At 34.9% G+C, this 24,596-nt stretch carries 21 protein-coding genes and 14 pseudogenes; all 35 read right to left on the reverse strand.

What is annotated here, in order from left to right; translation table 11 throughout:
* Positions 1-3: 3 nt before the first annotated feature.
* Positions 4-1,702: pseudogene (locus JCM13188_RS00745) on the reverse strand (proline--tRNA ligase).
* Between the two features lie 33 nt (positions 1,703-1,735).
* Positions 1,736-3,000, reverse strand: a pseudogene (gene rseP / locus JCM13188_RS00750) (RIP metalloprotease RseP).
* A gap of 10 nt (positions 3,001-3,010) precedes the next feature.
* Complete coding sequence (gene dxr / locus JCM13188_RS00755) at positions 3,011-4,165, reverse strand: 1-deoxy-D-xylulose-5-phosphate reductoisomerase (RefSeq protein WP_054751467.1); 1,155 nt, start codon at positions 4,163-4,165, stop codon at positions 3,011-3,013.
* A 13-nt stretch (positions 4,166-4,178) separates the two neighbouring features.
* A complete protein-coding gene (locus JCM13188_RS20075; protein ID WP_369404720.1) occupies positions 4,179-4,400 on the reverse strand; it encodes a phosphatidate cytidylyltransferase in 222 nt (73 codons plus the stop codon).
* A gap of 20 nt (positions 4,401-4,420) precedes the next feature.
* Entirely contained in the window at positions 4,421-4,972 is a 552-nt protein-coding gene (locus JCM13188_RS00760; RefSeq protein ID WP_369404721.1) for a phosphatidate cytidylyltransferase, read from the reverse strand.
* A gap of 11 nt (positions 4,973-4,983) precedes the next feature.
* A pseudogene (gene uppS, locus JCM13188_RS00765) lies at positions 4,984-5,737 on the reverse strand (undecaprenyl pyrophosphate synthase).
* 94 nt (positions 5,738-5,831) lie between these two features.
* Positions 5,832-6,389, reverse strand: a complete 558-nt coding sequence (gene frr / locus JCM13188_RS00770) for a ribosome recycling factor (RefSeq protein ID WP_054751470.1) — start codon at positions 6,387-6,389, stop codon at positions 5,832-5,834.
* A pseudogene (gene pyrH / locus JCM13188_RS00775) lies at positions 6,382-7,115 on the reverse strand (UMP kinase). Before pyrH ends, frr begins: the two are co-directional and overlap by 8 nt.
* Before the next feature lie 102 nt (positions 7,116-7,217).
* Positions 7,218-8,105 (reverse strand): annotated as a pseudogene (tsf, locus tag JCM13188_RS00780) (translation elongation factor Ts).
* Between the two features lie 101 nt (positions 8,106-8,206).
* Positions 8,207-8,957: pseudogene (gene rpsB / locus JCM13188_RS00785) on the reverse strand (30S ribosomal protein S2).
* 145 nt (positions 8,958-9,102) lie between these two features.
* Positions 9,103-9,357 carry a DUF6115 domain-containing protein gene (locus JCM13188_RS00790; RefSeq protein ID WP_279401198.1) on the reverse strand — a complete coding sequence of 85 codons (255 nt, stop codon included), beginning with the start codon at positions 9,355-9,357 and terminating at the stop codon, positions 9,103-9,105.
* A gap of 200 nt (positions 9,358-9,557) precedes the next feature.
* Positions 9,558-9,830, reverse strand: a complete 273-nt coding sequence (locus JCM13188_RS00795; protein ID WP_054751476.1) for a hypothetical protein — start codon at positions 9,828-9,830, stop codon at positions 9,558-9,560.
* 20 nt (positions 9,831-9,850) lie between these two features.
* A complete protein-coding gene (locus JCM13188_RS00800) occupies positions 9,851-11,236 on the reverse strand; it encodes a flagellar assembly protein A (protein ID WP_054751478.1) in 1,386 nt (461 codons plus the stop codon).
* Between the two features lie 50 nt (positions 11,237-11,286).
* Positions 11,287-12,053: pseudogene (locus tag JCM13188_RS00805) on the reverse strand (FliA/WhiG family RNA polymerase sigma factor).
* A 43-nt stretch (positions 12,054-12,096) separates the two neighbouring features.
* Positions 12,097-12,453 carry a chemotaxis protein CheD gene (locus JCM13188_RS00810; RefSeq protein ID WP_369404722.1) on the reverse strand — a complete coding sequence of 119 codons (357 nt, stop codon included), beginning with the start codon at positions 12,451-12,453 and terminating at the stop codon, positions 12,097-12,099.
* A 1-nt stretch (position 12,454) separates the two neighbouring features.
* Positions 12,455-12,592 carry a hypothetical protein gene (locus tag JCM13188_RS20080; RefSeq protein WP_369404723.1) on the reverse strand — a complete coding sequence of 46 codons (138 nt, stop codon included), beginning with the start codon at positions 12,590-12,592 and terminating at the stop codon, positions 12,455-12,457.
* On the reverse strand, positions 12,567-12,758 hold the full coding sequence (locus tag JCM13188_RS20085; RefSeq protein WP_369404724.1) for a hypothetical protein: 192 nt from the start codon (positions 12,756-12,758) through the stop codon (positions 12,567-12,569). The genes JCM13188_RS20080 and JCM13188_RS20085 overlap by 26 nt, the downstream gene beginning before the upstream one ends.
* Positions 12,758-13,216 carry a chemotaxis protein CheC gene (locus tag JCM13188_RS00815; RefSeq protein WP_369404725.1) on the reverse strand — a complete coding sequence of 153 codons (459 nt, stop codon included), beginning with the start codon at positions 13,214-13,216 and terminating at the stop codon, positions 12,758-12,760. The genes JCM13188_RS20085 and JCM13188_RS00815 overlap by 1 nt, the downstream gene beginning before the upstream one ends.
* Before the next feature lie 18 nt (positions 13,217-13,234).
* Positions 13,235-13,681: a chemotaxis protein CheW gene (locus JCM13188_RS00820; RefSeq protein WP_054751480.1), complete on the reverse strand. Its 447-nt coding sequence runs from the start codon at positions 13,679-13,681 to the stop codon at positions 13,235-13,237.
* Positions 13,682-13,692: 11 nt separating this feature from the next.
* Positions 13,693-15,677 (reverse strand): annotated as a pseudogene (locus tag JCM13188_RS00825) (chemotaxis protein CheW).
* A gap of 1 nt (position 15,678) precedes the next feature.
* A complete protein-coding gene (locus JCM13188_RS17400) occupies positions 15,679-16,296 on the reverse strand; it encodes a CheB methylesterase domain-containing protein (RefSeq protein WP_279401199.1) in 618 nt (205 codons plus the stop codon).
* Positions 16,265-16,723, reverse strand: a complete 459-nt coding sequence (locus JCM13188_RS17405) for a response regulator (protein WP_279401200.1) — start codon at positions 16,721-16,723, stop codon at positions 16,265-16,267. Before JCM13188_RS17405 ends, JCM13188_RS17400 begins: the two co-directional genes overlap by 32 nt.
* Before the next feature lies 1 nt (position 16,724).
* Positions 16,725-17,168 carry a P-loop NTPase family protein gene (locus tag JCM13188_RS00835; RefSeq protein WP_279401201.1) on the reverse strand — a complete coding sequence of 148 codons (444 nt, stop codon included), beginning with the start codon at positions 17,166-17,168 and terminating at the stop codon, positions 16,725-16,727.
* Between the two features lie 59 nt (positions 17,169-17,227).
* Positions 17,228-17,497: pseudogene (locus JCM13188_RS00840) on the reverse strand (AAA family ATPase); the annotation flags it as partial.
* A gap of 125 nt (positions 17,498-17,622) precedes the next feature.
* Positions 17,623-18,036 (reverse strand): flagellar biosynthesis protein FlhF, encoded by a 414-nt coding sequence (locus JCM13188_RS17410; RefSeq protein WP_439646599.1) that lies wholly within the window; start codon positions 18,034-18,036, stop codon positions 17,623-17,625.
* Positions 18,009-18,080 (reverse strand): annotated as a pseudogene (locus tag JCM13188_RS20090) (hypothetical protein); the annotation flags it as partial. The gene JCM13188_RS17410 and the pseudogene JCM13188_RS20090, both read right to left, overlap by 28 nt.
* Entirely contained in the window at positions 18,080-18,148 is a 69-nt protein-coding gene (locus JCM13188_RS20095; protein WP_369404757.1) for a hypothetical protein, read from the reverse strand. The pseudogene JCM13188_RS20090 and the gene JCM13188_RS20095, both read right to left, overlap by 1 nt.
* Positions 18,118-18,585, reverse strand: a complete 468-nt coding sequence (locus tag JCM13188_RS17415) for a hypothetical protein (protein WP_279401202.1) — start codon at positions 18,583-18,585, stop codon at positions 18,118-18,120. The genes JCM13188_RS20095 and JCM13188_RS17415 overlap by 31 nt, the downstream gene beginning before the upstream one ends.
* A 120-nt stretch (positions 18,586-18,705) precedes the next feature.
* Positions 18,706-20,738, reverse strand: a pseudogene (gene flhA, locus JCM13188_RS00850) (flagellar biosynthesis protein FlhA).
* Positions 20,739-20,789: 51 nt separating this feature from the next.
* Positions 20,790-21,743 (reverse strand): flagellar biosynthesis protein FlhB, encoded by a 954-nt coding sequence (gene flhB / locus JCM13188_RS00855; RefSeq protein ID WP_369404726.1) that lies wholly within the window; start codon positions 21,741-21,743, stop codon positions 20,790-20,792.
* 167 nt (positions 21,744-21,910) lie between these two features.
* The gene (gene fliR, locus JCM13188_RS00860; protein ID WP_369404727.1) at positions 21,911-22,621 is read right to left on the reverse strand and encodes a flagellar biosynthetic protein FliR; all 711 of its coding nucleotides are present in this window, start codon (positions 22,619-22,621) and stop codon (positions 21,911-21,913) included.
* Between the two features lies 1 nt (position 22,622).
* Positions 22,623-22,890, reverse strand: a pseudogene (fliQ, locus tag JCM13188_RS00865) (flagellar biosynthesis protein FliQ).
* 15 nt (positions 22,891-22,905) lie between these two features.
* Positions 22,906-23,573: pseudogene (gene fliP, locus JCM13188_RS00870) on the reverse strand (flagellar type III secretion system pore protein FliP).
* Between the two features lie 74 nt (positions 23,574-23,647).
* Positions 23,648-24,211: a flagellar biosynthetic protein FliO gene (locus JCM13188_RS00875; protein WP_054751486.1), complete on the reverse strand. Its 564-nt coding sequence runs from the start codon at positions 24,209-24,211 to the stop codon at positions 23,648-23,650.
* A 20-nt stretch (positions 24,212-24,231) separates the two neighbouring features.
* Positions 24,232-24,593: pseudogene (locus JCM13188_RS00880) on the reverse strand (response regulator).
* Between the last annotated feature and the right edge of the window lie 3 nt (positions 24,594-24,596).

Genomic DNA, 24,596 nt, shown 5'->3' on the forward strand with positions numbered 1-24,596 from the left:
TTGTTAAGCTAAAAGATTTTTAAGATGTTTTTGCAATTCATCTATATGAATATCTTCTTGTTCACCAGATTCACGGTATTTCAATTCCACATAACCTTCTGAAGCTCGCTTGCCTACAACGACACGATATGGAATGCCTATTAAATCACTGTCGTTAAATTTAACTCCAGCTCGATCTGGTCGATCATCGTATAATACATCTACTCCTGAATTAAGTAGTTGATTATATAATTGATCTGAAAGCTCAACTTGTTCTTCCTTCTTAACATTTAGGTTAATTAAATGAACTTGGAAAGGTGCTAAATCTTTCGGCCAAACAATTCCTTGTTCATCATGGTACTGCTCGACAATTGAAGCTAACGTTCTAGAAACTCCAATGCCGTAACAACCCATTATATAGGTTTGTGCTCGTCCTTCTTTATTTAAAAAGGTAGCATTTAAAGCGTCGGCATATTTAGTTCCAAGTTTAAATACATGCCCAACCTCAATACCTCTTGCAAATTCAATGGTTCCTTTTCCATCAGGTGACAAATCACCCTCCTGGATAAAGCGTAAATCAGCATACTGAGTCACAGTAAAATCTCTCTCTGGGTTTACATTTTTGAAATGGTGCCCGTCTTCATTTGCTCCACATGTTGCATTAACTAAGTATTGAACTGCATGGTCAGCGACAACTTCTACATCTTCTGAAACATTAATAGGACCAAGTGAACCAAAGCCTGCACCAACAACTTCTTTTGTTTCTTGTTCAGTAGCAAGTTCAACGATATCCGCTTCATACAAATTCTTTAATTTAACATCGTTAACTTCATGATCTCCACGTGTTACAACTAAAACAAATTTCTCATCAACTTTGAACATGATTGCTTTCATACCTTGATTCAAATCATGTTTAAGAAAATCTGCCACCTCTTGCATAGATTTAGCGTTAGGGGTTTCAACTATTTCTAATGACTTTGGAGCTTCAGTTGATTTTTCATAATTTGAAACAACTGGAGCCATTTCAATATTAGCAGCAAAATCTGATTCATTAGAATAAGCGATAATATCTTCACCAACGTCAGATAACACCATAAACTCGTGAGTGTCTTTACCACCCATCGCTCCAGAATCAGCAATAACGGCTCTAAAGTTAAGTCCGCAACGCTCAAAAATTCGTTTGTAGGCATTAAAAATAACGTCATACGTCTCATCTAATGATTCATATGTTTCGTGAAATGAATAAGCATCTTTCATTAAGAATTCTCTACCACGTAACAAACCAAACCTCGGGCGTTTTCATCTCTATATTTAGCTTGAATTTGATATAACGAAAAAGGTAATTTTTATATGAATTAACTTCATCTCTTACTAATGCTGTGACCACTTCTTCATGTGTAGCCCCTAGTGCAAAATTACGCTCATGACGATCTTTTAGTCTCATAAGTTCTTGTCCCATTGTATCCCAACGTCCTGTTGCTTGCCACAATTCAGCTGGTTGTAGGGCTGGCATTTGGACCTCTTGTGCACCTGCACGGTCCATCTCTTCTCTTACAATATTCTCAACCTTACGCAACACTCTTTTTCCTAAAGGTAAGAAATTATAAACTCCTGATGCCAATTGGCGAATAAATCCGGCTTTGAGCAATAATTGATGGCTTTTCAAGTCTGCTTCTGCTGGAACTTCTCTTAGCGTAGGAATGAGTAAATTGCTTTGTCTCATAGTATTTCCACCTCTTTATTCGTATTTTACCACTTACATAAACAACCGCTCAATATCGTTCCATGTTACTACAATCATAAGTAGCATTAATAAGGCAAATCCAATAAATGAACAAACCCTTCTTTTTCAGGGTCTAATGGTTTTCCTCTAACTGCTTCAATGCCTATAAACATTAAGCGACCTCCATCTAATGCCGGTAGAGGCAGCAGATTAATAATACCTAGGTTAATACTAAGCATTGCTGTCCAGGTTAAAAAGTTAGTAAATCCAGTCTGAACGACTTGATCCGTTGCATCATAAATTCCAACTGGACCAGCGAGAGCATCTAATGATAATTGTCCAGTAACTAATTGTCCTAATGCAGTTAAGATCAACTTACCTACTTCATATGTTTGTGTAAATCCAAATTTGAACGCTTCAACAGGACCCTCTTCTAAATTCCGTCTAATACCTACTTGCCCTATTGTTTCACCATTTTGTGTTTCTTGTGACATAGTAGTTAAACTTTTCTCAATAATTTCACCATCACGTTCAACAGTTAAACTAATTTCTTCATTTGGACGATCTTGTACAAACCGAACAAAACTTACCCAGTCCTCAATTGATTCACCGTTAATACTTAGGATTTCATCACCTGCCATGAGCTCAGCCTCACTAGCAGGGGTTCCTTCTTGAACATTGCCAACCACTGCATCCTTATCCGGTACACCTTGAAATAAGCCTAAACCGATAAATAACGCAATCGCTAATAAAAAGTTCATCATTGGTCCTGCGAAAACTTGCATTCCCTTTTTAGGAACAGACTTTGAGGCGAATTGACGATCATAAGGAGCAATTAATGTTTCTTTCTCATCCATCACAAAGAGAGCTTTGCGGTCCACCTCATATTGATAACGTTCATCTGTATTAATATCAAAACAATTGATGATAAGATCATGATCTAAATCAATTCTTTCTACTTCAACAATTTTAGCATTCGGGTGCTTGGATTTATTATTAACGATAATTTTATTAACTTTACCTGATTCATTAAATTCAAGTCCGATATGGTAACCTGGCTTTAAATCGATAATTTCTGGGTCTTCACCTGCAACCCTTACATATCCCCCGATTGGAAGTAAGCGTACAGTATATAATGTTTCATCCTTACGATAAGAGAAAATCTTTGGTCCAAAGCCAATAGCAAATTCTCTGGCTAACATTCCTGCTCTTTTAGCAAAAATTAAATGGCCAAACTCGTGAATGAACACTAAAAGCCCAAACATAAATATAAAAGCAATTATCGTATCGAAATTCATTTACAAGCACCTACCTTTTTAGGACAGCATTACTGACTCTGTTACGTATTTCTTGATCTAACTCTAAAATGGAGTCTAAATCAGGGTTATGAATAACTGAGTGACTTTCTAATTCACGTTCAATAAGTTTTTCAATTTCTAAAAACGTTATTTGGTCATCTAAAAACAATTTAACGGCTTCTTCATTTGCAGCATTAAGAACAGTTGGTAAAGAACCGCCTACTCTGCCTGCTTCATAAGCCATACGTAAGCATGGGAAACGTTCAAAACTCATTTCTCTAAAATTTAACCGACCTATCTTAACTAAATCAAGTGGTTCGCTTAAATTATACTTAGCTCGTTCTGGATAGGTTAAAGCATATTGTATAGGAATTCTCATATCTGGAGTCCCTAATTGTGCCATCACGCTTTGATCAACAAACTCCACCATTGAATGAATAACACTTTCATTATGTAAGATAACATCAAGATTGTCATAAGGAGTATCAAACAACCAATGTGCTTCTATAACTTCTAGTCCCTTATTCATCATAGTTGCAGAGTCAATGGTAATTTTAGCTCCCATACTCCAGTTAGGGTGTTTTAATGCATCGTTTTTCGTCACCCCGACTAATTCTTCACGTGTTTGATTTCTAAAACTTCCACCTGAAGCAGTTAAAATGATTCGTTTAACTTCACTTCGATTTTCAGCTTTCAAACATTGATGAATAGCGGCGTGTTCACTATCTACTGGTAGCAACTCAACATTGTGTTGTTTAGCTTCCTTCATCACAATGTGACCAGCTGTTACTAATGTCTCTTTATTGGCAAAAGCGATCTGTTTTTTAGCTCTTATAGCTTCTAGAGTAGGCTCTAAACCAACACTACCTAGAACTGCATTAACGACTAGATCAACTTCAGGTAAAGAGACAACTTCATTTAATGCTTCCATTCCATATTTAATAACTGGGCTATAACTTATTTTATTACTTAGTTTTGTAAAAGTTTCGCGATTTTGTACAACAATGTATTTAGGCTTTAATTGTTCAATAACAGGAAGTGCCTTTTCAACATTTGTTCCAAATGCAAAAGCCACTAACTGAAATTGTTCTGGATGAGTTTGAATAAGGTCTATAGTTTGAAGTCCAATTGAACCTGTTCCACCTAATAGCGTTACTTTCTTCATCAAAATCCCTCATTTATATCATTATAAATTGGATAAAATGTAAAAATGGCACCATAAATATTAAGCTGTCAAAGCGATCAAGAATCCCACCATGTCCAGGCAAAATATGTCCAGAATCCTTAATATCATATATACGTTTAAAAGCTGATTGAATGAGATCACCAATTTGAGCTAACAATGATGCAAAAATTGAAACTAAAATAACAACCCACATATGATCATGAATATCTAGCATCAATTGAAGGATGATTCCAATTAAGACAGCTCCAATAACTTCCCCCTACAAAACCTTCTATTGTTTTTTGGGGCTAATAATTGGCCAAAGTTATGCTTTCCAATAGCTCGTCCAGCAAAATAAGCTCCGGAATCTGTAAACCAAACAATTAACAATGCATATAACAAATATTCGATTCCTGCCAGTCTCGTTTCAATGACATAACCGAAACCTATCCCAACGTATAAAGAAGATAATAAAACAAAGGCAACGTCATCAAAAGAGAACCTATTTTTTACTAGTACTGTATAAGCTAATAATATAAATACTAAAATATAAAGCATTTCAGACTGGGTTAAAGAGGTCCATTTCATAATGTGAGTAAATTCATCATTTAGTAAAAACACCCATAATAAAAGGGTACCCACCACTGTTGGAAACGATAATACAGGAATACGTTTCATATTCAATAATTCAAATAGTCCAATTGTTCCAATTAAATAAATAAAAATAACAAAAGGCCAGTCACCGTATATTACAAATGGTAAAAACACAGCCAAGCCAACAGCTGCAGTAATAATTCGTGTTTTCATGTTATCACACCTTATAGACCACCAAATCTTCTTTTGCGGTTTTGAAATTCGATTATTGCTTCATCAAATGCGTCATGATTAAATTCAGGCCATAACTTATCAGTAAAATAGAATTCCGCATAAGCAACTTGCCACAATAAATAATTACTCAATCTTTGTTCTCCGCTTGTTCTAATAACAAGGTCGGGGTCTGGAAGTTGATTAGTATATAAATAATTTGAAATAAGTTCTTTCGTTTATTTCATCTGAATTTAAATGATCTTGTTTGACATTTTCACAGATCTGTTTGACAGCATCTACAATTTCTGACCGGCTCCCATAATTTAAAGCAAAATTTAATACTAGACCTGTGTTATTTTTAGTTCGTTCAACAGAATATTGAACGGCCTTTTTAGTAAATTCAGGTAATCCATCGTAGTGACCAATTGTAGTTACTCTAACATTATTTTCAATTAATTCCGGTAAGTATGTATCTAAAAATTGAGAAGGTAGCTTCATAATGAATTCAACTTCTTTAGGCGGTCTTTTCCAATTCTCAGTAGAAAAAGCATAGAGCGTAATCGCTTCAAGATTTAATTCGACTGCTCTTTCCACGACTTTCTTGATGGTTTTCATACCTTCTTTATGCCCTGCAAACCTTGGCAGACCTCTCTTTTTAGCCCACCTTCCATTACCATCCATAATGATTGCGACATGTTTAGGGACATTGGTAGGGTCTAAACGATCCATGTCTAGTTTCTTATTTGTCTTAAAATTCATGCCCATCCCTCGCCAATAACATAAGAAAATTTAGCTTTCGCATGATGCGAAAGCTATTATTAATTATTATATCATGAATTAGTGAAGTATATATCTACTTTTATACTTCTGTAATTTCTTTTTCTTTAGACTCTAATAATTGATCAATTTCATTAATATGCTGATCTGTTTGTTTCTGGACATCATCTTGATAAGAACGTAATTCATCTTCCGTAATGTCACCATCTTTTTCAAGTTTTTTCAATTGATCATTAGCATCACGGCGGATATTACGTACTTGAACTCTAGCTTCTTCTGCATATTTTTTAGTTACTTTAACTAAGTCTTTACGGCGTTCTTCTGTTAAAGCAGGAATACTGATACGAATAACATTCCCATCGTTATTTGGTGTAAGACCAAGATCTGCTTTTTGAATACCTTTTTCAATATTTTCAATTGCTGATTTATCAAATGGAGTAATAACTAATAATCGCGGTTCAGGTGCTGATACAGTCGATAATTGATTTAATGGAGTATTTGCTCCATAGTACTCAACATAGACACTGTCTAAAATAGCTGGGTTAGCACGTCCTGCTCTTACTGTCGATAATTGTTTAGAAAAAGCTTGAACAGCTTTCTTCATTTTGTCTCTGCACTCTTGAATAACCGAATCACTCATGATTATCTTTCCTCCTAATTATTGTTCCAATATTTTCGCCTGTTAAAACTCGTTTAATATTTCCTTTATCTAATATAGAGAATACTATTAAAGCAATATCATTGTCCATACATAATGATGAAGCAGTTGAGTCCATGACTCCTAAGCCCTCATTTAATAGATCTAAATATGATAGTTGATCATATTTGTATGCATTAGAATCGACTTGAGGGTCAGCGTTATAAACACCATCAACATTGTTTTTAGCCATTAAGATGACATCTGCTTCCATTTCAGCAGCTCTTAATGCAGCTGTTGTATCAGTAGAGAAATAAGGATTACCTGTACCACCTGCAAAAATGACGACGCGTTTTTCTCTAAATGACGCATCGCTTTTCGGCGGATATAAGGCTCTGCAACTTGTCGCATTTCAATTGATGTTTGAACTCGAGTTGGAATATCTAAATTCTCTAAACCGTCCTGTAATGCTAAAGAATTCATAACTGTCGCAAGCATTCCCATATAATCTGCATTCGCGCGGTCCATACCTACTTCACTACCAATTTTACCACGCCATAGGTTTCCTCCGCCAACAACAATTGCAATTTCGACTCCTAGTTCATGAATTTCTTTAATCTGCTGAGCAATTGACTTAATGAATTTAGGATCAATTCCATATCCTTTATCGCCACTTAAGGCCTCACCACTTAACTTTAGTACGATACGATTATATCTTGCTTTCGACATATTTACCTCCGTTATGTTTGCCTTTATTGACTATTCTCTCTTGAAAAATAGGAGACACAATGTGTCCCCTATTCATCAGCAATTATTATTTATTGACTTGGTTCATAACTTCATCAACGAAGTTATCTTCACGTTTTCCATTCCTTCGCCAACTTCATAACGAACGAATGATTTAACCGTGGCACCATTAGATTCAACAAATTGTTTAACTTTCTGATCAGGGTCTTTAACAAATTCCTGTTCTAATAGGCAAATTTCTTCAAAGAATTTTCTTAAAACGACCTTCGACCATTTTTTCAACTATGTTTCAGGCTTTCCTTCATTTAAAGCTTGTTGTTTTAAAACTTCACGCTCTTTGTTAACTTCTTCCTCAGGAACTTCATCACGTGAAACATAACGAGGGTTTACTGCAGCAACATGCATTGCTACATCTTTAGCTACTGAATCTTCTGTTGTACCTTCTAGTAATGTTAGAACGCCAATACGTCCTCCCATGTGTAGGTATTCACCAAAAGCAGCATTATCACTTTTTTCTACGATTTCAAAGCGACGTAGAGAAATTTTCTCACCGATTTTTGCAATTGCAGATTTAATGTAATGTTCAACAGTTTCGTCAGTATCATTGATGTTTTGTTCCATTGCTTCTTCAACTGTAGCAGGTTTGAACTTAAGGATATGTGTAGCCAAGTCATTAAGTATGGTTTTAAACTGATCATTTTTAGCTACAAAGTCAGTCTCACTGTTCACTTCAATAATGACAGCTGTGTTGCCTTCACTTACGATATGAGTTGAACCTTCAGCGGCAATACGGTCAGCTTTTTTAGCTGCTTTAGCCATGCCTTTTTCACGAAGATATTCAACAGCTTTATCAATATCGCCGTCTGTCTCAGTAAGTGCTTTTTTACAATCCATCATGCCAGCACCAGTTTTTTCACGTAATTCTTTAACCATTTTTGCAGTTACAGCCATAAGAATCCTCCTTAAACTCATTCTATATAGATTTAGGCTTTGATTAATTAATCATCGCCATGCATAGTATGTTTATTTGCTTTAAAAAGGTGATAAAAGGCTCAACCTCTTATCACCTCACCTTATTCTTGCACAGTTTCAGTTTCTTCTACTACTTCTTCAGTAGCTTCTTCAGAAACATCTTGAGTTGTTTCGCCTTGCTTAACTTCTAAAATAGCATCTGCCATTTTAGCAGTCATTAGCTTAACAGCACGAATCGCATCATCGTTTGCAGGAATGACATAATCAACTTCATCCGGGTCACAGTTAGTATCAACCATTGCCACAATAGGAATGTTTAATTTGTGAGCTTCCGCAACAGCAATGCGTTCTTTACGAGGGTCAACAATGAATAGAGCATCTGGTAGACCATCCATGTCTTTAACCCCGCCTAAGAATTTTTCAAGACGTCTTTTTCTTTAAGGATCATAACTACTTCTTTTTCGGTAATACATCAAATGTACCGTCTTCTTCCATGCGTTCAATGTCTTTTAGACGATTAACACGCTTTTGGATTGTTTTGAAGTTAGTTAATGTACCACCTAACCAACGTTGGTTAACGTAGTACATTCCAGAACGAAGAGCTTCCTCTTTAACAGTGTCTTGAGCTTGCTTCTTCGTACCAACGAATAATACAGTTCCTCCATCTTCAGCAATTTGCTTAATGAAGTTATACGCTTCATCAACCTTTTTAACTGTTTTTTGAAGGTCAATGATGTAAATGCCGTTACGCTCTGTGAAAATGTATTTTTTCATTTTCGGATTCCAACGGCGAGTTTGGTGTCCAAAATGAACACCTGCTTCAAGTAATTGTTTCATTGAAATTACAGACATTCTAAAATTCCTCCTATGGTTTTATTCCTCCGCTTAATTCATAAATAAACCTCACTCAAAAGTATGAGCACCAAGGCTTATCTCCATAAGCGTGTGTATTAACACCAAAAGTTAATATATCATAACAAACCTAAACAAGCAAGGATTATTGGTGTATTTTTTCATTAAATTTAATGATTAATTCTACTTCGGTATGACCAAGATCTAATTCTTTAGCAATATGATCAATTGTATGGCCTTGTTTATACATATACAGTACCTGAGATTCTGTTGAAGGTGTATCTAATTGATCAGATGTCATGTCTGGATTAATCATATCTATATTCGAATTATATATATCGTCATTAGGGGAAATATGTTCATCTTGTTTTTCAGGCTTAATTGAATTCAGATTGGACAATGATTCCACAAATTTTTGTTTTCATCTTTAATCTCTAATAAATAGGAATTAAATAGATCCTCAATATCTTTAACTCTTTGCTCATCGTCTGAGTATTTAAACTGTTGAATTCTCTGAAACAAATAAAAATAATGACGAAGGTCACACCATGCAGCAATAAACTTAAAGTGAATAAAAAAGAACTCATATCTTTACCTCATTTAGCCTTTTAAATCATAGAGTTTCCCTAGAAAAGGATGTGTGCCTAATTGTATATTTTCCTGTTGCTTGTTATGACGATTTAAATCATTAGATGCGGAATTATCAGAATTAGTTTTTTGAACTTGTTTTCGTCTTAAAAGTTCTTCAGATTGGTTCGTTTGTGCAAGGTGAGTTTGTAAAGTCTGTCCACGTTGATTATATTGTTCCTGTAAGTGCGCAGCATCGACCACTCTTGGAAGCGCAACTTGCATTTCAACAGATTTCCAGCTCAATTCATACACCTCCACTCATATTATTCAATCGATTCTAAACTGAATTCTTTTCCATCAAAAAGAATAGATGCTTGTTTAAAGGGACTATTAAATCGTCTAGAATATTTACCAGAAGTTACTTCTACATTTGGGTATAGCATACCATGAATTAATATTTGGTTAAACTTTTTATTCTCATTATGGTCAGTTATTTGTTCTTGTTTTTGAAAAAGTTCCTTTAATTTTAACTGTTTTTCTTCTAATGTATATCTTTGTTTCTTTAGCGTTAATTGTTCCTTAGGTGATCGTTCGCTTTTCTTAGATAATGCTTGTCCAAGTAATTGTAATTTTTCAATTTCAGAATCTAGTTGTTTAATTTGTTGGTTTATGTTCATTCTATGGTCTCGGTCCTCTTTATTTTCACCAAGATATACTCGAGTTAATGTGTGCATTCGATTACCTAAATCTTGACATACGATGATGGAACCTGCTGAAATTGTGCCCCCAATCACATGCCCTTTTTGACATGTTATAGCTTCTAAGGCAGTTATTTTGCTATGTATGATGGATTGCTCAACTTTTATATGTCTTCCTGCTTTAACATGCCCTTGATTAATATGAGGAGTCGCAAGATCAACACCCGCTTCAATAAAACCTTTTCCAGTGGCTGAAATTCCTTCCTTTATATAGATTGAGCCTCCAGCCTTAATAATAGCTCCTTCAACTAATCCTTCAATTGTTATGTCACCTTTAGCTTCAACACGATACCCCTCAGGCACATCACCTTTTATAAGCACCGAACCATTAAATTCAATATTACCAGTTGATAAATTTAATGATTCATTAACTTCGTATAAAGGCAACACTTTTATCTGATTATTAATCAATGAAACTTGACCAAAATTGGAAGCGTAAATAGCTTGTTTATGTTCATCAAAAGTCGTATTTTCACCTGCCATAATATGAACAGTTTTACCACGTCTTGAATGAACTACCTCATCATAAACATCTTTACCAGCTGTCCCCTCAGAAGGTTGCTGAATAATAGCAATTAATTGACCTGGTTCTACAACTGGTATTTTGATTACATTTTTAAAATCGATTCGCTCCTGTTCATGAAGCTCCATTCTAATTGAATGTTCAACTTTGAAATCAATATAACCATCTCGTCCTGGACTGGGATGATTTCCTTCAGCAATCAGGATAGGGAAGCTAACCTTATTTAGATTATTTATAATAAAATCAATATTGTCATAGCGCAACCCATAGCTAACTCCCTGTTCTTGAATAAAATGGAGCAAATCTTGATTCGTTACATTTAGCTCATAATTTAACAGTTTATTTAGTTCAATAGGGTCTAGTGTATGTAAATATGCAGACATCTTATCTTCAGTAACAGTTACTTGAAAAACCTTATTCAAATCCACCTGTCACCCTCCTCTCGAGGTGATAGAATATCACAAATAGTCTAGAATGATCATGATATTCCAGAAAGCTGATCTTTCAATTTCGTAATAGCTTTGCTATGAATTTGTGAAATTCTTGATGTCGAAAGGCCAAGGATCTGCCCTACTTCTGTTAATGTGAGTTCTTCTTTATAAAATAAACTTATAACGAGTTGTTCTTTTTCATTTAAATGTAGAATGGAATGAGATAGCTCTTCTATTTGTTCTTGTTTAATCAATGCTTCATCAGGTGATAACCTGTCTTGGTCAGGAACAGTATTTCTCAAACTTTCTCGCTGTTCGTCTGATTCATCATTGTTTTTTCTTCTATTGATAATAAGTTAGCATATAGTGTATCTTTAACAATTTCCGCAACCTCTTCCTCAGGCATCTCTACATATTCCGATACCTCAGACAGTAAGGGAGTCCTTTTGAAACTCTGTTCCAATTGTTCGTAGGCACTTTCAATAATTTTCGATTTATCACGAACTGTCCGTGGCAACCAGTCTTCTTTTCTTAAACCGTCAATAATGGCACCTTTAATTCTAATTGAAGCATATGTATCAAATTTTAAATCTCTATTGTGATCAAACTTCTCAAGAGCATCGACAAGCCCCATGAAAGCTAAACTTTTAACATCTTGACGGTCTACATTTTGGGGAAGATGGGCAAAAACACGATTAACTTGATAAGTAATCAGTGGCATATAGTATTCTACTAACTGGTTCCCGACTTCTTGATCGTGCTCTTGTTGCCACTTTTTCCAAAGCTCTGATAAAGAGGCTGTCTTATGTTGCATCACAATTCCCCCACTTGTAAATAATAAGATTGCGTTAAATCAATTATATATACTGAACGCCTTGATAAACGGTTCTAATCTTCAATTGACTCGTTTCAATATCAAACTCAATCGATCGTCCGTTATGTCCACCTACATCTTTTGCAACAATCGGAATGTTTAATTGGGATAACTTCTTTTCAATCGCTGATACATTTTTCTGACCGATGTTTAACTTATCTGATGATGTCGTTTTAAACATCTGTGCACCACCAGCCATTTTTGCTTTCATGTTAAACACTTGACTGCCTTCTTCTGATAATAAATTCAAACACGTGTCGATTCCGGTATCTGCAAATTTCCCCTTTTTAAAATGAGACTGTCTAGTCATGTTAGAGTCAGGCAGCATCACATGAGCCATGCTAGCTATTTTTTAAACTCTCATCATATAATATAATTCCGACACATGAACCTAAGCCTGAGGTTATAAGGGCTTGACTACTTTTCGCAATTGCTACATCAGCTATTCCTACTTTAACTTGTTCTTGTAATTGATTCATCACTTAAAACTCCTAGTTGACTAAAAATCTTATCAAACGCATTCGGGTCAGGCAATAAGAAGAAATGACCATTAATGTCCTCATTAAAGAAATCTGACTGAAAAACTGTTTCAATGATAATAGCATAGTCGGAAGTCACTGATGTCTCAATTAACCCCTCAGTCATTATGGCTCCTGCCATGTCAACTGTTGCCTCAGGCACAAGAGAATACAAATTAATTTGCAAAAATCTGATAAAGCTCTTAAATAAGATCCCGTTAATATGTTCCCTAATTCTAAGAAAGCTGAAAAAGCTAATTCATTTTGCTCATTTAAAATTGATTGTTTAGCATCCTGAGTTAATGTCTGAATGAACTGATCAGCTTGTTCTGGAGATATAAAGAAAAACATATTCCCAGTAAACTCGCCTTCAAATTCGACAAACGTTGTGGCTTTCACTTCATCTGGACCGCCTGTAAGCTCTATAATTTCTTCAAAGCTAATAACATTAACTGTCGGTACACTCATTTGGATTGGAATCGATAATAAATTAGATAACGATGTTGTGGCATTTCCAGCTCCAATGTTCCCAATTTCTTTTAACAAATCTAAATGAAGATCATCTAATTTTAATAAATCTCGCATCTTATACGTCTCCTTAAGCTAGACATGATGTTGTTTCACAAAATCTGCTTCAAATACATGCTCTAAGCTTAATAATACAATTAAACGTTGCTCGTGCTTAATGACGCCCTCAATATAGTCACGGTAGTTTTCAGATATCGTTTCCGGAGGTGGCTCAATATCATCATTGTTAATCTCGATTACATCATCCGCTCCATCTACGATTAATCCAATAGATTCCTGGCTTCTATTCGTGATGATAATACGGCTCACTTCATCTAGTGGTTTTGCTTCAAAGCCCATTCTTTCCCTAAGATCAATGACGGGAGTAATGATTCCTCTAAGATTAATGACACCTTTAACAAAACCTTCGGTATTAGGAATTCGAGTAACAGGCTGAGTACGTTCAATTGAATGAATATAGTCAATCGGGATAGCATAACATTCTTCATTTAATGTTAAGATAATAAACTTTTGTCTTTCCATATTAACCCCCCTTATTTCACTAAAGCGTTAGAATCGATAATTAAGGCTACTTCACCATCTCCTAAAATAGTTGCTCCAGAAATAGCATATGCATCCTTCAATCTAGCACCTAAATTCTTAAGCACAATTTCTTTTGTCCGATAAATGAATCGACAATTAAGCCGGTTAATCTATTGCCTTTACGAATTACAACAATCGAGTAATCTTCACGATCTCTATTAATTTGATTAACACCATAGACGTCACGAATATCAACTAAAGGAATAATTTGCCCTCTAAAATCAATGACTTCTTGGCCATGCGCACTATAAACTTCATTTTGTGAATAACAGCTGTTTCCATAATTGAAGATAGCGGGATTGCGAATATTTCGTCATCCAATTTAACAAGGAGCGCTGTAATAATAGATAGAGTTAATGGTAGTTTAATCGAAAAAGTTGTACCATAATTTAATTCAGAATCAATCTCTATGGTTCCCCCAAGTGATTCGATTGTATTTTTGACAACGTCGAGGCCGACTCCTCTACCAGATATGTCAGAGATTTGGTCTGCAGTTGAAAAACCACTAGACATAATTAATTCATATATCTGAGAATCTGCTAATTTATTAGAGTCTTCAGCTGTAATCACTTGATTTTGAATGGCTTTTTGAAGAACCTTTTCTTTATTGATGCCGCCACCATCATCTTGTATCTCTACAAAAACATGATTTCCACTGTGATACGCTTTTAAAAATAGCTTACCAGTTTCAGGTTTTCCTTTGGCAACTCGTTCCTCAGGCATTTCAACACCGTGATCTATAGCATTACGTATTAAATGAACTAGTGGATCACCAATCTCATCAATGACAGTCCGATCAAGCTCAGTGTCTGCACCTGTTACTTCAAGCTCAATTTTTTTCCCTAACTCCTTTGATAATGAACGGACCATTCTAGGAAATCTATTAAAGACTTGATCTATGGCAACCATTCGCATCTTTAAAATAACATTTTGTAACTCACTAGACGTTCTTGTCATACGTTCGACAGTTTCTTTAAAATCTTGATGGTCTATGGAATGGGTTAGTTGTTCTAAATGACCTCGGTCAATAATCATTTCTTCAAATAAGTTCATTAGAGCATCTAAGCGTTCTATATTAACTCGAATGGATTTACTTGTTACAGGCTTTTTAGTTTCAGTGATGTCTGCTTCTTTAACATCTTCAACTGTTGTAGATACTTCTTGCTCAGTTTCTTCTTGATGAGTTGAATCATTAAATGCAACATACTCAATCGTGACTTCTTTAATTTCTGATACATTTAACAACTGTTTTTTTAGTTCATCATGGTCAGTATCGGTGATAAATAAGACATTAAATGTTTGCTCGAATTCTTCATTCTCAAGTTCTTCCACAGTTGGAGTTGATTTTATAACACTCCCATTATTTTCGAACACATTAAAAACCATATAGACACGTGCTGCCTTTAATAAACAGTCTTCATCAATCGAATGGTAATATCAAAGATATTCTGCCCTTGAGCACTGGCCTGTTCAACGACTGTTAATTCGAACTCATCGAGGTTAAGGTTAGTTTGAACATTAGATGTATTTGAACTGCTTATAGGCTCAGATAATTCTTCTCCAGATTCTATTTTATTTAACTGATCTAGAATTACCTGTATCTCTTTTTGACCGTTTCCACCATTTACAATGTCCTCAACCATTGTTTCTAATGCTTCTAAAGATTCAAACATAACGTCTAGTACATTAGATGTAACATCTAGTTCTTGGTTTCTAATTAGATCTAATACGTTTTCTATTGGTGAGTTAATTTTGATAAATCATTAAACCCCATAGTAGCAGCCATTCCTTTAAGTGTATGAGCTGCTCTAAAAATTTCATTAACTTTATTAATTTCTTTAGGGTTTGATTCAAGTTCTAACAAACTATTATTCATTAATTGTAGATTTTCAAAGCTCTCGTCAATAAATACATCTAAATATTCATTTGTATCCATCTTAACTCTCTCCCTTTTGGACAACTAATTCCGTAAGTGCTTCTCCAATTTTATTTATTGGAAGTACTGCATCCGCACCTACATTTTCAATAGCACTTTTCGGCATACCGTAAATAACAGATGTTTCCTCTGATTCTGCAATAATGTAATGAGAAGGCTGACTTTGTTTTATTTGTTTTAGACCATTAGTGCCATCTGACCCCATTCCGGTTAAAATGACGTTAATCAAATTAAAATCACTTAATTTGGATAAAGAATGATATGTATAATCCACGGAAGGTGTATGTTTAATCCCTGTAGGTGACAAGTCAATATTAATTACCAATGTTTGTCCAACCTTCTTAACAGTAAGTTGTTTACCACCAGGTGCAATATAAACGGTACCTTGTTTTAGTATTTCACCATGGTCAGCTTCTTTTACAGTCAGACTAGAAAGTTGATTTAACCTTCTAGCTAATGATTTGGTGAAACTTGCTGGCATATGTTGTATTACGATGACAGGGGATGCTAATTCTTGAGGTAATTGATTTAATAATATTTGTAATGCTTTAGGTCCACCTGTAGAGACTCCAATTGCTATAAGATTTCTATGGTATAAAAATTGCTTTGTATTTTTCACTTGATAATGAGCAGGTTTTTTGCAAATTAGCTTGATATGCCATATGAATTTTATTAATTAATTCTTCTTTTACGTTATCTATATCAAGCGAAATTGAGCCAGATGGTTTTGACACAAAGTCAACAGCACCTAATTCCATCGATTTAATTGTCGCATCAGCTCCATGCTGAGTTAAACTTGAAAGCATGATAACTGGAATGGGTTCCGTATTCATGATTTCCCTTAATACTGACAAACCATCCAGAACTGGCATTTCAACATCAAGTGTGACAACATCAGGTTTTAGTGATCTAATTTTATCTAAAGCTTGCTGTCCATTTCTCGCTGTATCCACGACTGACATACCTTTAGAAGTTTGAATCATATCAGTGATCATTTTTCTCATGAAGGCTGAATCGTCAACCACAAGCACTCGTATGTCATTCATTTTAATCTACCTTTCTAATAAAAAGAGACTTTAACTTTTGAATGAATTGCCCTTTTTCATCTTCAGATAAATCGTGATTAGCCTTTAAGTAATCTAGCGTCATCTTTGCCATTGTTTTACTCACTCTCGCTCTTCGTTCTAAAATATAAAATGGCGTTTGTTCTTTAACTGCTTTAATGACAATTGGATCTTCTGGTAAGCTGCCTAACAATCTAATTTCTTGAGAAAGAAAGTTTTGTACGGCCAAATTTAATCTTTCATATACATTTAACGATTCTTGTATTCCAGAAACACGGTTGACCATAAGAGAAATCTTAACATCTGATGTTTCTAATACTAAGTGTTTGATGGCAGCATACGCATCTGTAATGGATGTCGGTTCAGTCGTTGTGACAACAAAACATTCATCAGCTGCAGAAATAAAAGCCATATGTTCTTCTGACATCCCTGCTCCCAAGTCAAATAAAATATAGTCATACTGCCTTGTAATATTTTCAAGCTGATTTAAAAAATATTCATAACGGTTGCCATCCAAATGAAAAAACTAGACAATCCTGTACCAGCTGCTATGTATGATAGATTGTTTGGTCCCTTTTCGATAATGTCTTCAATACTTAATTGATCATCTAACATTGAAATTAGTGTGTGTTTTGGATACATCCCTAGCAAAATGTCAATATTACCCATCCCTATGTCTAAATCCAAAATTAAAACTTTTTTACCTTGACTACTAAGACAAATGGCAAAATTAAGTGCAAAACTTGATTTTCCTACTCCACCCTTACACTAAACACTGCGATTGTACGGGCATTTTTTTCTCGAAATTATCTAAAGCACGCTTTCTTAACTCAAAAGCTTGGTCTTCTATCATTCCTTGTCACCAACTAACATATCAACAATTAGTCAGGTGAAGCATCTTGGATGTCATCGGGAACATTTTGTCCGTTCGTTAAGTATGACATTTTAAATTTATACTTATTCCATAAATTATAAATAGGTCCAAATTGGGTTGTTTCATCTATTTTTGTGAAAATAACCCGGTTAATGTTTAATTTTGAAAACCTTGAATAGATATCTTCTAAATCTTTTTGTTTAGATGTTAATGATAAAACGCAATACACTTCATCATTAGCTTTAAAATCTACATAATCTTGTATTTGTTCTATATACTCGTCTTTTCTATAATTTCTGCCTGCTGAATCGATAAAGATAACATCGTATTGATAAAATTTCTCCTTTGCTTTTTTTAAGTCTTCCTTAGAATAGGCTACTTCAATAGGTACATTTAAAATTTTTTTGCATAGGTCTTTAATTGGTCTATAGCAGCAATACGATAGGTGTCCAACGTGATAAAAGCTACTTTTTTTTTCCTTCAGATATAGATTGAGATGCCGCTAGTTTGGCAATCGTTGTTGTTTTTCCCACTCCTGTTGGCCCAAATAAATATACATATTTTGATTCACACATTTTTTTGGTTGATCCGTTTCAATGTGTTCTAACCGCTGCAAGAAGAACTGTTTAGTAACGCCCTTTAACTGTTCTTCACTTTTTAATTGTTCACCATAGTATTTTTCTAAGAGATAAGGACTTAGCTGGTTTAAGACGTTTTGATCAACATCCTGATCTCTTAAACCTGTAATGATTGCTTGAATTGGCCCTGGTAATAAAGTCTGATGATCTTGTGTAGTAGATAATTGTTGTTTTAATAATTCTAGTTCTTTAAGCACATGATCACTGGGTTGTTTAACTTCAGTTCTTTGTGGTTTATTCGTTTCAAACCGAATTGATCGTTTATCTTTGTGATGATCTCTAGGGTTCGGGTCAATAGCAGCAAATACTTCGATATATTTTTTTCTAAACAAACCTAAGAAGCCTCTTGTTTTTTTGCTCCCTAGAATTTAAAATGACAGCCGATTGCCCTAATTCTGACCTGACGACCTTCATGGCTTCAGGCATAGTTGATGCCGTATACTTTTTTACCTTCATGACAAGTTCACCACCCCTGAACTTTCAACATCTACATCTGGTTCTAACTCGTTATAAGAGAGCACCACCACATCAGGTAAATGTCTTGATATTAATTGTTTGATATACATTCTAACTGCTGGAGAACAAAGAACTATAGCTGTTCCGTCTTGGATGAATGCTTTGTTTCGTTCCTGATTAATAGCTTCAATGATTTTTTGCTGATTTTCAGGATCTAAATTGAGAAAATTACCATGATCTGTTTTATGAATATGTTCAGCTATGAGCTTTTCAATATTTGGAGAGATTGTAATTACATTGATAATTCCTTGTTCATCCATGTACTGTTTTGTAATTTGTAGTGATAAGGATTGTCTGCAATATTCTGCTAACAAATCCGTATCAGTCGTCATTTTACCGAAATCAGCAAGTGTCTCAAAAATTATTGGTAGATTTTTGATTGAAACTTGTTCACTTAATAATTTAGCAAGAACCTTTTGAACATCTCCAGTTGATAATGGTTCTGGAGTAACTTCTTCCACTAATGTCGGATGTGTTCCTTTGAGATGCTCGATTAACTGTTTCGTTTCTTCTCTGCCTAATAACTGACTTGCATACTTCTTGATTATTTCAGTTATGTGAGTGGACACAACTGATGGCGGGTCGACTACTGTATAACCAGCTAATTCAGCTTCATCTTTTGTTCTTCATTAATCCACTTAGCAGGAAGTCCAAAAGCTGGTTCGACTGTATCAATACCATCAACTAGCTCATCATCAACTCCAGGACTCATAGCTAAGTAATGGTTAAGGTATAACTCTCCTTTTGCCACTTCGTTTCCTTTAACCTTTAACTGATACTCATTTGGATTAAGCTGAATATTATCCCTAATTCGAACGACTGGTATTACCAACCTAGTTCTAAAGCTAACTGCCTTCTAATCATGACAATTCGATCAAGTAAATCCCCGCCTTGATTTGCATCTGCAATCGGAATCAGAGCATATCCGAATTCAAATTCAATCGGATCGGTATTTAGGAGCTGTACCACACTTTCAGGTGATGACATATCTTGCTTTGTTTGCTCGTCTTCATCAACAAAATCTTCAACTTCCTCTTGTTTTTGTTTAGCAGAATCAAGATAAAAACCACCCACACCTAATAAGGCAGCAATAGAAGTTGTTAACCCAAAGTTATTGGAGTGAGCCCTAATAAGAAAATCGCCCCTGCAGCAACATATAGCAGTTTTGGATATCTAAATAATTGTTCTGTTACGTCGTAAGATAGATTTCCTTCTGCTGCTACTCTTGTTACGATAATTCCAGTGGCGGTAGCAATTAACAAAGCTGGAATTTGTGATACGAGACCATCCCCTACTGTCAATCTTGTAAACACATTGACTGTTTCTGTAAAAGAAAGGCCCATTTGAGTCATGCCAATTATAAAACCAAAGATAATATTAATAAGAACAATAACAATACCTGCTATTGCATCACCTTTAACAAATTTACTGGCACCGTCCATAGCACCATAAAAATCTGCTTCATTTTCAATTTTTCTCTTCTCTCTTTAGCCTGCTGTTCAGTTATTAAGCCAGCATTTAAGTCAGCATCAATGCTCATCTGTTTACCAGGCATTGCATCTAAGGTGAACCTAGCGGCAACTTCCGATACACGTTCTGCACCTTTTGTAATAACAATGAACTGGATGATCACTAAAATAACAAATATGACTAACCCTACAAATGGATTTCCACCTGTAACAAAATTACCGAATGTATCAACGACTCCTCCAGCGTCAGCTTCTGATAGAATAGAACGAGTTGTTGACACGTTTAACCCTAATCTAAATAGCGTTAATAAAAGTAATAACGAAGGAAATATTGCAAACTGTAAAGGCTCTTGAGTATTCATAGCCACCAATATAACGATTAATGCCAACGTTATATTAAATAATATTAAAACACTTAATAAGCCTCCCGGAAGAGGAATAACAAGCATAATGACTATTAAAATAACTCCTAATAAAACAGATAAATCTCTCGCTGACATAATTTATAACCTCACTTCGTTACACTTTACGCTGTATGCTATAAACATAAGCTAACACTTCGGCAACAGCCTGGAAAAATCTTCTGGTATTTCTTCATTTATATCAACAGCTTGATACAAATTCCGAGCCAACCATTTGTTTTCAACTAAAACCACATCATTCGCTTTGGCTACTTCTCGTATTTTAAAAGCTATATAATCCGCACCTTTAGCAACAACAAAAGGTGCTTCAGCTCGGTCTTCATCATATTTAACAGCAATGGCATAATGCGTTGGGTTTGTAATAACTACATCTGCCTGCGGAACTTCACTCATCATTCTTTGCTGGGCCATTTGCCTTTGCCGCTCTTTCATACGCGATTTAATTAGAGGGTCACCCTCAGTATTTTTGTGTTCGTCTTTAACATCTTGCTTTGACATTTTTATGTTTTTTTCATGGTCATATCTTTGGTATAAATAATCAGGTATAGCAAGGAACATAAGAATTAATGATGAAGCTACCCCCATTAAAATTGTGAGCTCTCCGAAGAATTTAATAGATTCACTAACGCTCTTCATCGATAGAAGCATAATGTCATCTTTATTAAGCCAAATGACACCAAAACAAACAGCTCCTATAGCAATGATTTTAAACATGGATTTCAAAAATTCTACTATTGCTCTGACCGAGAAAATTCTCTTAAAACCCTTTATAGGATCAACTTTTTTCAGGTCAAACTTTATACTTTCAGTAGAAAAGAGAAAACCAATCTGTACATAGTTCGCAATAAATGCGGCAATCATCGCAACAGCCATAATAGGAGCAACAACCTTAACACCTTCTATCGTCATTTGAAATAAAATAGATTCTAGTGTTTTTTCAGTTAAATCCCAATGGATAAATTCAGTGAAGCTATATGTATACATTCCTGTTAAGGCTTCTCCCATAAAAGAACCAAACACGATAAAAAACATAAAAATGCTAAATAGCATAATAGACGTATTAACATCTTGACTTTTAGCCACTTGGCCTTTTTTCCTAGAGTCCTGTCTTTTCTTGGGTGTTGCTTTTTCAGTTTTCTCTTGGTTAAAAAAATTGTAGATCTAAGCGTAATTGCTGCAAAATTACGCGCCTCCTAATACTTGCATTAAGTCCCTCATAGCGGTAAGCATAAATTCGAATAAATTAGTAATTAAAACAAAAAGAAGCTAAAAAAGATTAACATTACCGCAAAGCTTATTAAGATTTTTAATGGTAACCCAACAACAAACACATTGACTTGAGGTACAGTTCGAGCAATCATTCCTAAAGAAACGTCGACTAAAAACAACATTCCAACAATCGGAATTGACATTTGAAATGCTATAACAAACATTTGACCAAATGTATTTATGATTAACTGCGGAAAAGATGAGCTTGAGATAGAAATTAGATCTGTCATCCCTATAAACTCATAACTGTAATAAATCCCATCTAATAATAAATGATGTGCATTGGTTGATACGAGTAATAGCAAAGTAAAAATATAAAAGTATTGACCAACTATTGGACTTTGAATACCAGTCTGTGGATCAACCACATTTGCAATCGCAAATCCCATTTGGAAATCAATAAATCCTCCAGCAATTTGCACAGCTACAAGAATCATATAAGCGATTAACCCAATCATTAATCCGACCGTAATCTCTTTAAGTAATAAAATGATAAAAAATCCATCAAATATCAGGACGGGTATCTCGATAGCAAAGAACATTACCCATGTTAATAACACAACAAAGGCAATCCGATGAGTCATTGGTATGGATCGGTAAGAGAAAAATGGAACCATCATGAAAAATCCAGCTAATCTAGCAAATAATAATAAGGCTCCTGGTAGTCTGGCTAAATCAATTGCATCTATCATATCAACCAACCACTCTAGTTAAGTTATTAAAAATTTCAATTGTAAATTCAATCATCTTTTGTAACATCCAAGGACCAAAAAACGATCCCAACAAACACTGCCACGATTTTAGGGATAAAGGCTAATGTTTGCTCTTGAATTTGAGTAGTTGCTTGAAAAATACTAACTAATAAACCGACTGCTAATGCTAAAATTAATAATGGCCCGACTACAACTAATATCGTATATACGCCGCTTTCAGCTAACGAGATCACATTGTCTGCACTCATAATTGTTCCAACTCTCTACATATAACTTTCTAATATGGATTGTGTGATTAAGAACCACCCATCAACCATTACAAACAATAATATTTTAAATGGCAATGAAATCATAACCGGCGGTAACATCATCATGCCCATAGACATAAGGACACTTGCAACTGCCATATCAATCACAAGAAAAGGAACAAATATCATAAAGCCCATTTGAAAGGCCGTCTTAAGTTCACTTATCGCAAAAGCCGGTATCAATGATGTCATTGGAATTTCTTCAAGAGATGAAGGGCGTTCTGCCCCAGAGTAGTTGAGAAATAACATTAAGTCTTTTTCCCTGGTATGGTCTGCCATAAATTCTTTAAACGGCATACTAGCTCGATCATATGCTTCATCTAATGTAATTTCTTCATTAAACAAAGGTTCTAAAGCTTCATCGTAAACCTCCGTAAAAGTAGGAGCCATAATAAAAACGTTAAAAACAATGCTAGTGCAATTAATACTTGATTGGGCGGCATTTGTTGAGTCGCTAGAGATGTTCTAACAAACCCAAGTACAATAATAATTCTAGTAAAGCTTGTTAATAATATTAATAGACTCGGAGCAAGCGTTAATATGGTGATTAGAATAAGTAACTGAATAGCTGTCGAAATATTGTTAGGGTCATTTTCTGCAAAGATATTTACAAATTCATTCATCTTTTGACCCCTCTTTTCGATCTTGGTAACGCTTCATAAGTCGCTCCCTTGTTTGTCTCATTGATTCAAATTGTTTATTGAATTGATTCTTTTGATTTTCTCGTTGATATGGGTTTGTCGTTTTTTTTCTGAAGAGATTTTAAAACATCTTGAAACGATTTAGTCTCATTGTCTTGATGATTCAAAAGCCCTTGAATGGTCTCCTCATCATCTATCTCATTTAATAATTGAACATCTTCACCCACACCAATCAGAAAATATTTATTACCGACTCTGACAATCTGGACTGATTTGTTAGCCCCTAATGACAATCCGCCTAAATTCTCTAGAGACCTGCTTTGTTGATAAATTCTACTTCTTTTCTGTAAAAATTTTAGTAGGAAGTAAATTAAACCCAAAACAACAATTAAAGCCATAATCATTTTCAAAAAGTCTAGAAACAATGACCGATCTGATTGAAATTCGGGTTGAGAATTCTCCGGTGATTCAACATTCTCACTTTGATTAGACTCTTGTTCTTGATTATTAACCAGGTCAGATACGCTTCCATCATCATTTGTTGAAGCTTCAATCGTGATACTGGATTGTCCATGTAGCATAATGCCTATACATAGAAGAAGTGTGATCAATTTTTTCATTAAAATCTACCTTATTCTTTCTAATTTAATACTTTTTTAATAGCTTCTAACACTCGTTCAGCTTGGAAAGGCTTTACAATAAAATCCTTAGCTCCAGCCTGAATTGCATCAATGACCATTGCTTGTTGTCCCATCGCTGAACACATAATTATTTTCGCATTTGGATCATCAGCTACTATTTCCTTTAACGCTGCAATTCCATCTTTTTCTGGCATTGTAATATCCAATGTCACAAGATCAGGTTTAATTCATGGTACTTCTCAACTGCTTGTACACCGTCTTCAGCTTCACCAACTACTTCAAAATCATTTTTCTCAAGAATATCTTTAATCATCATTCTCATAAATGCTGCATCATCAACTACTAAAATCTTCTCTCCCATTTT

It is taken from the genome of Piscibacillus salipiscarius JCM 13188, assembly GCF_001311865.1.
GTDB classification, from domain to species: Bacteria; Bacillota; Bacilli; order Bacillales; family Alkalibacillaceae; genus Piscibacillus; species Piscibacillus salipiscarius.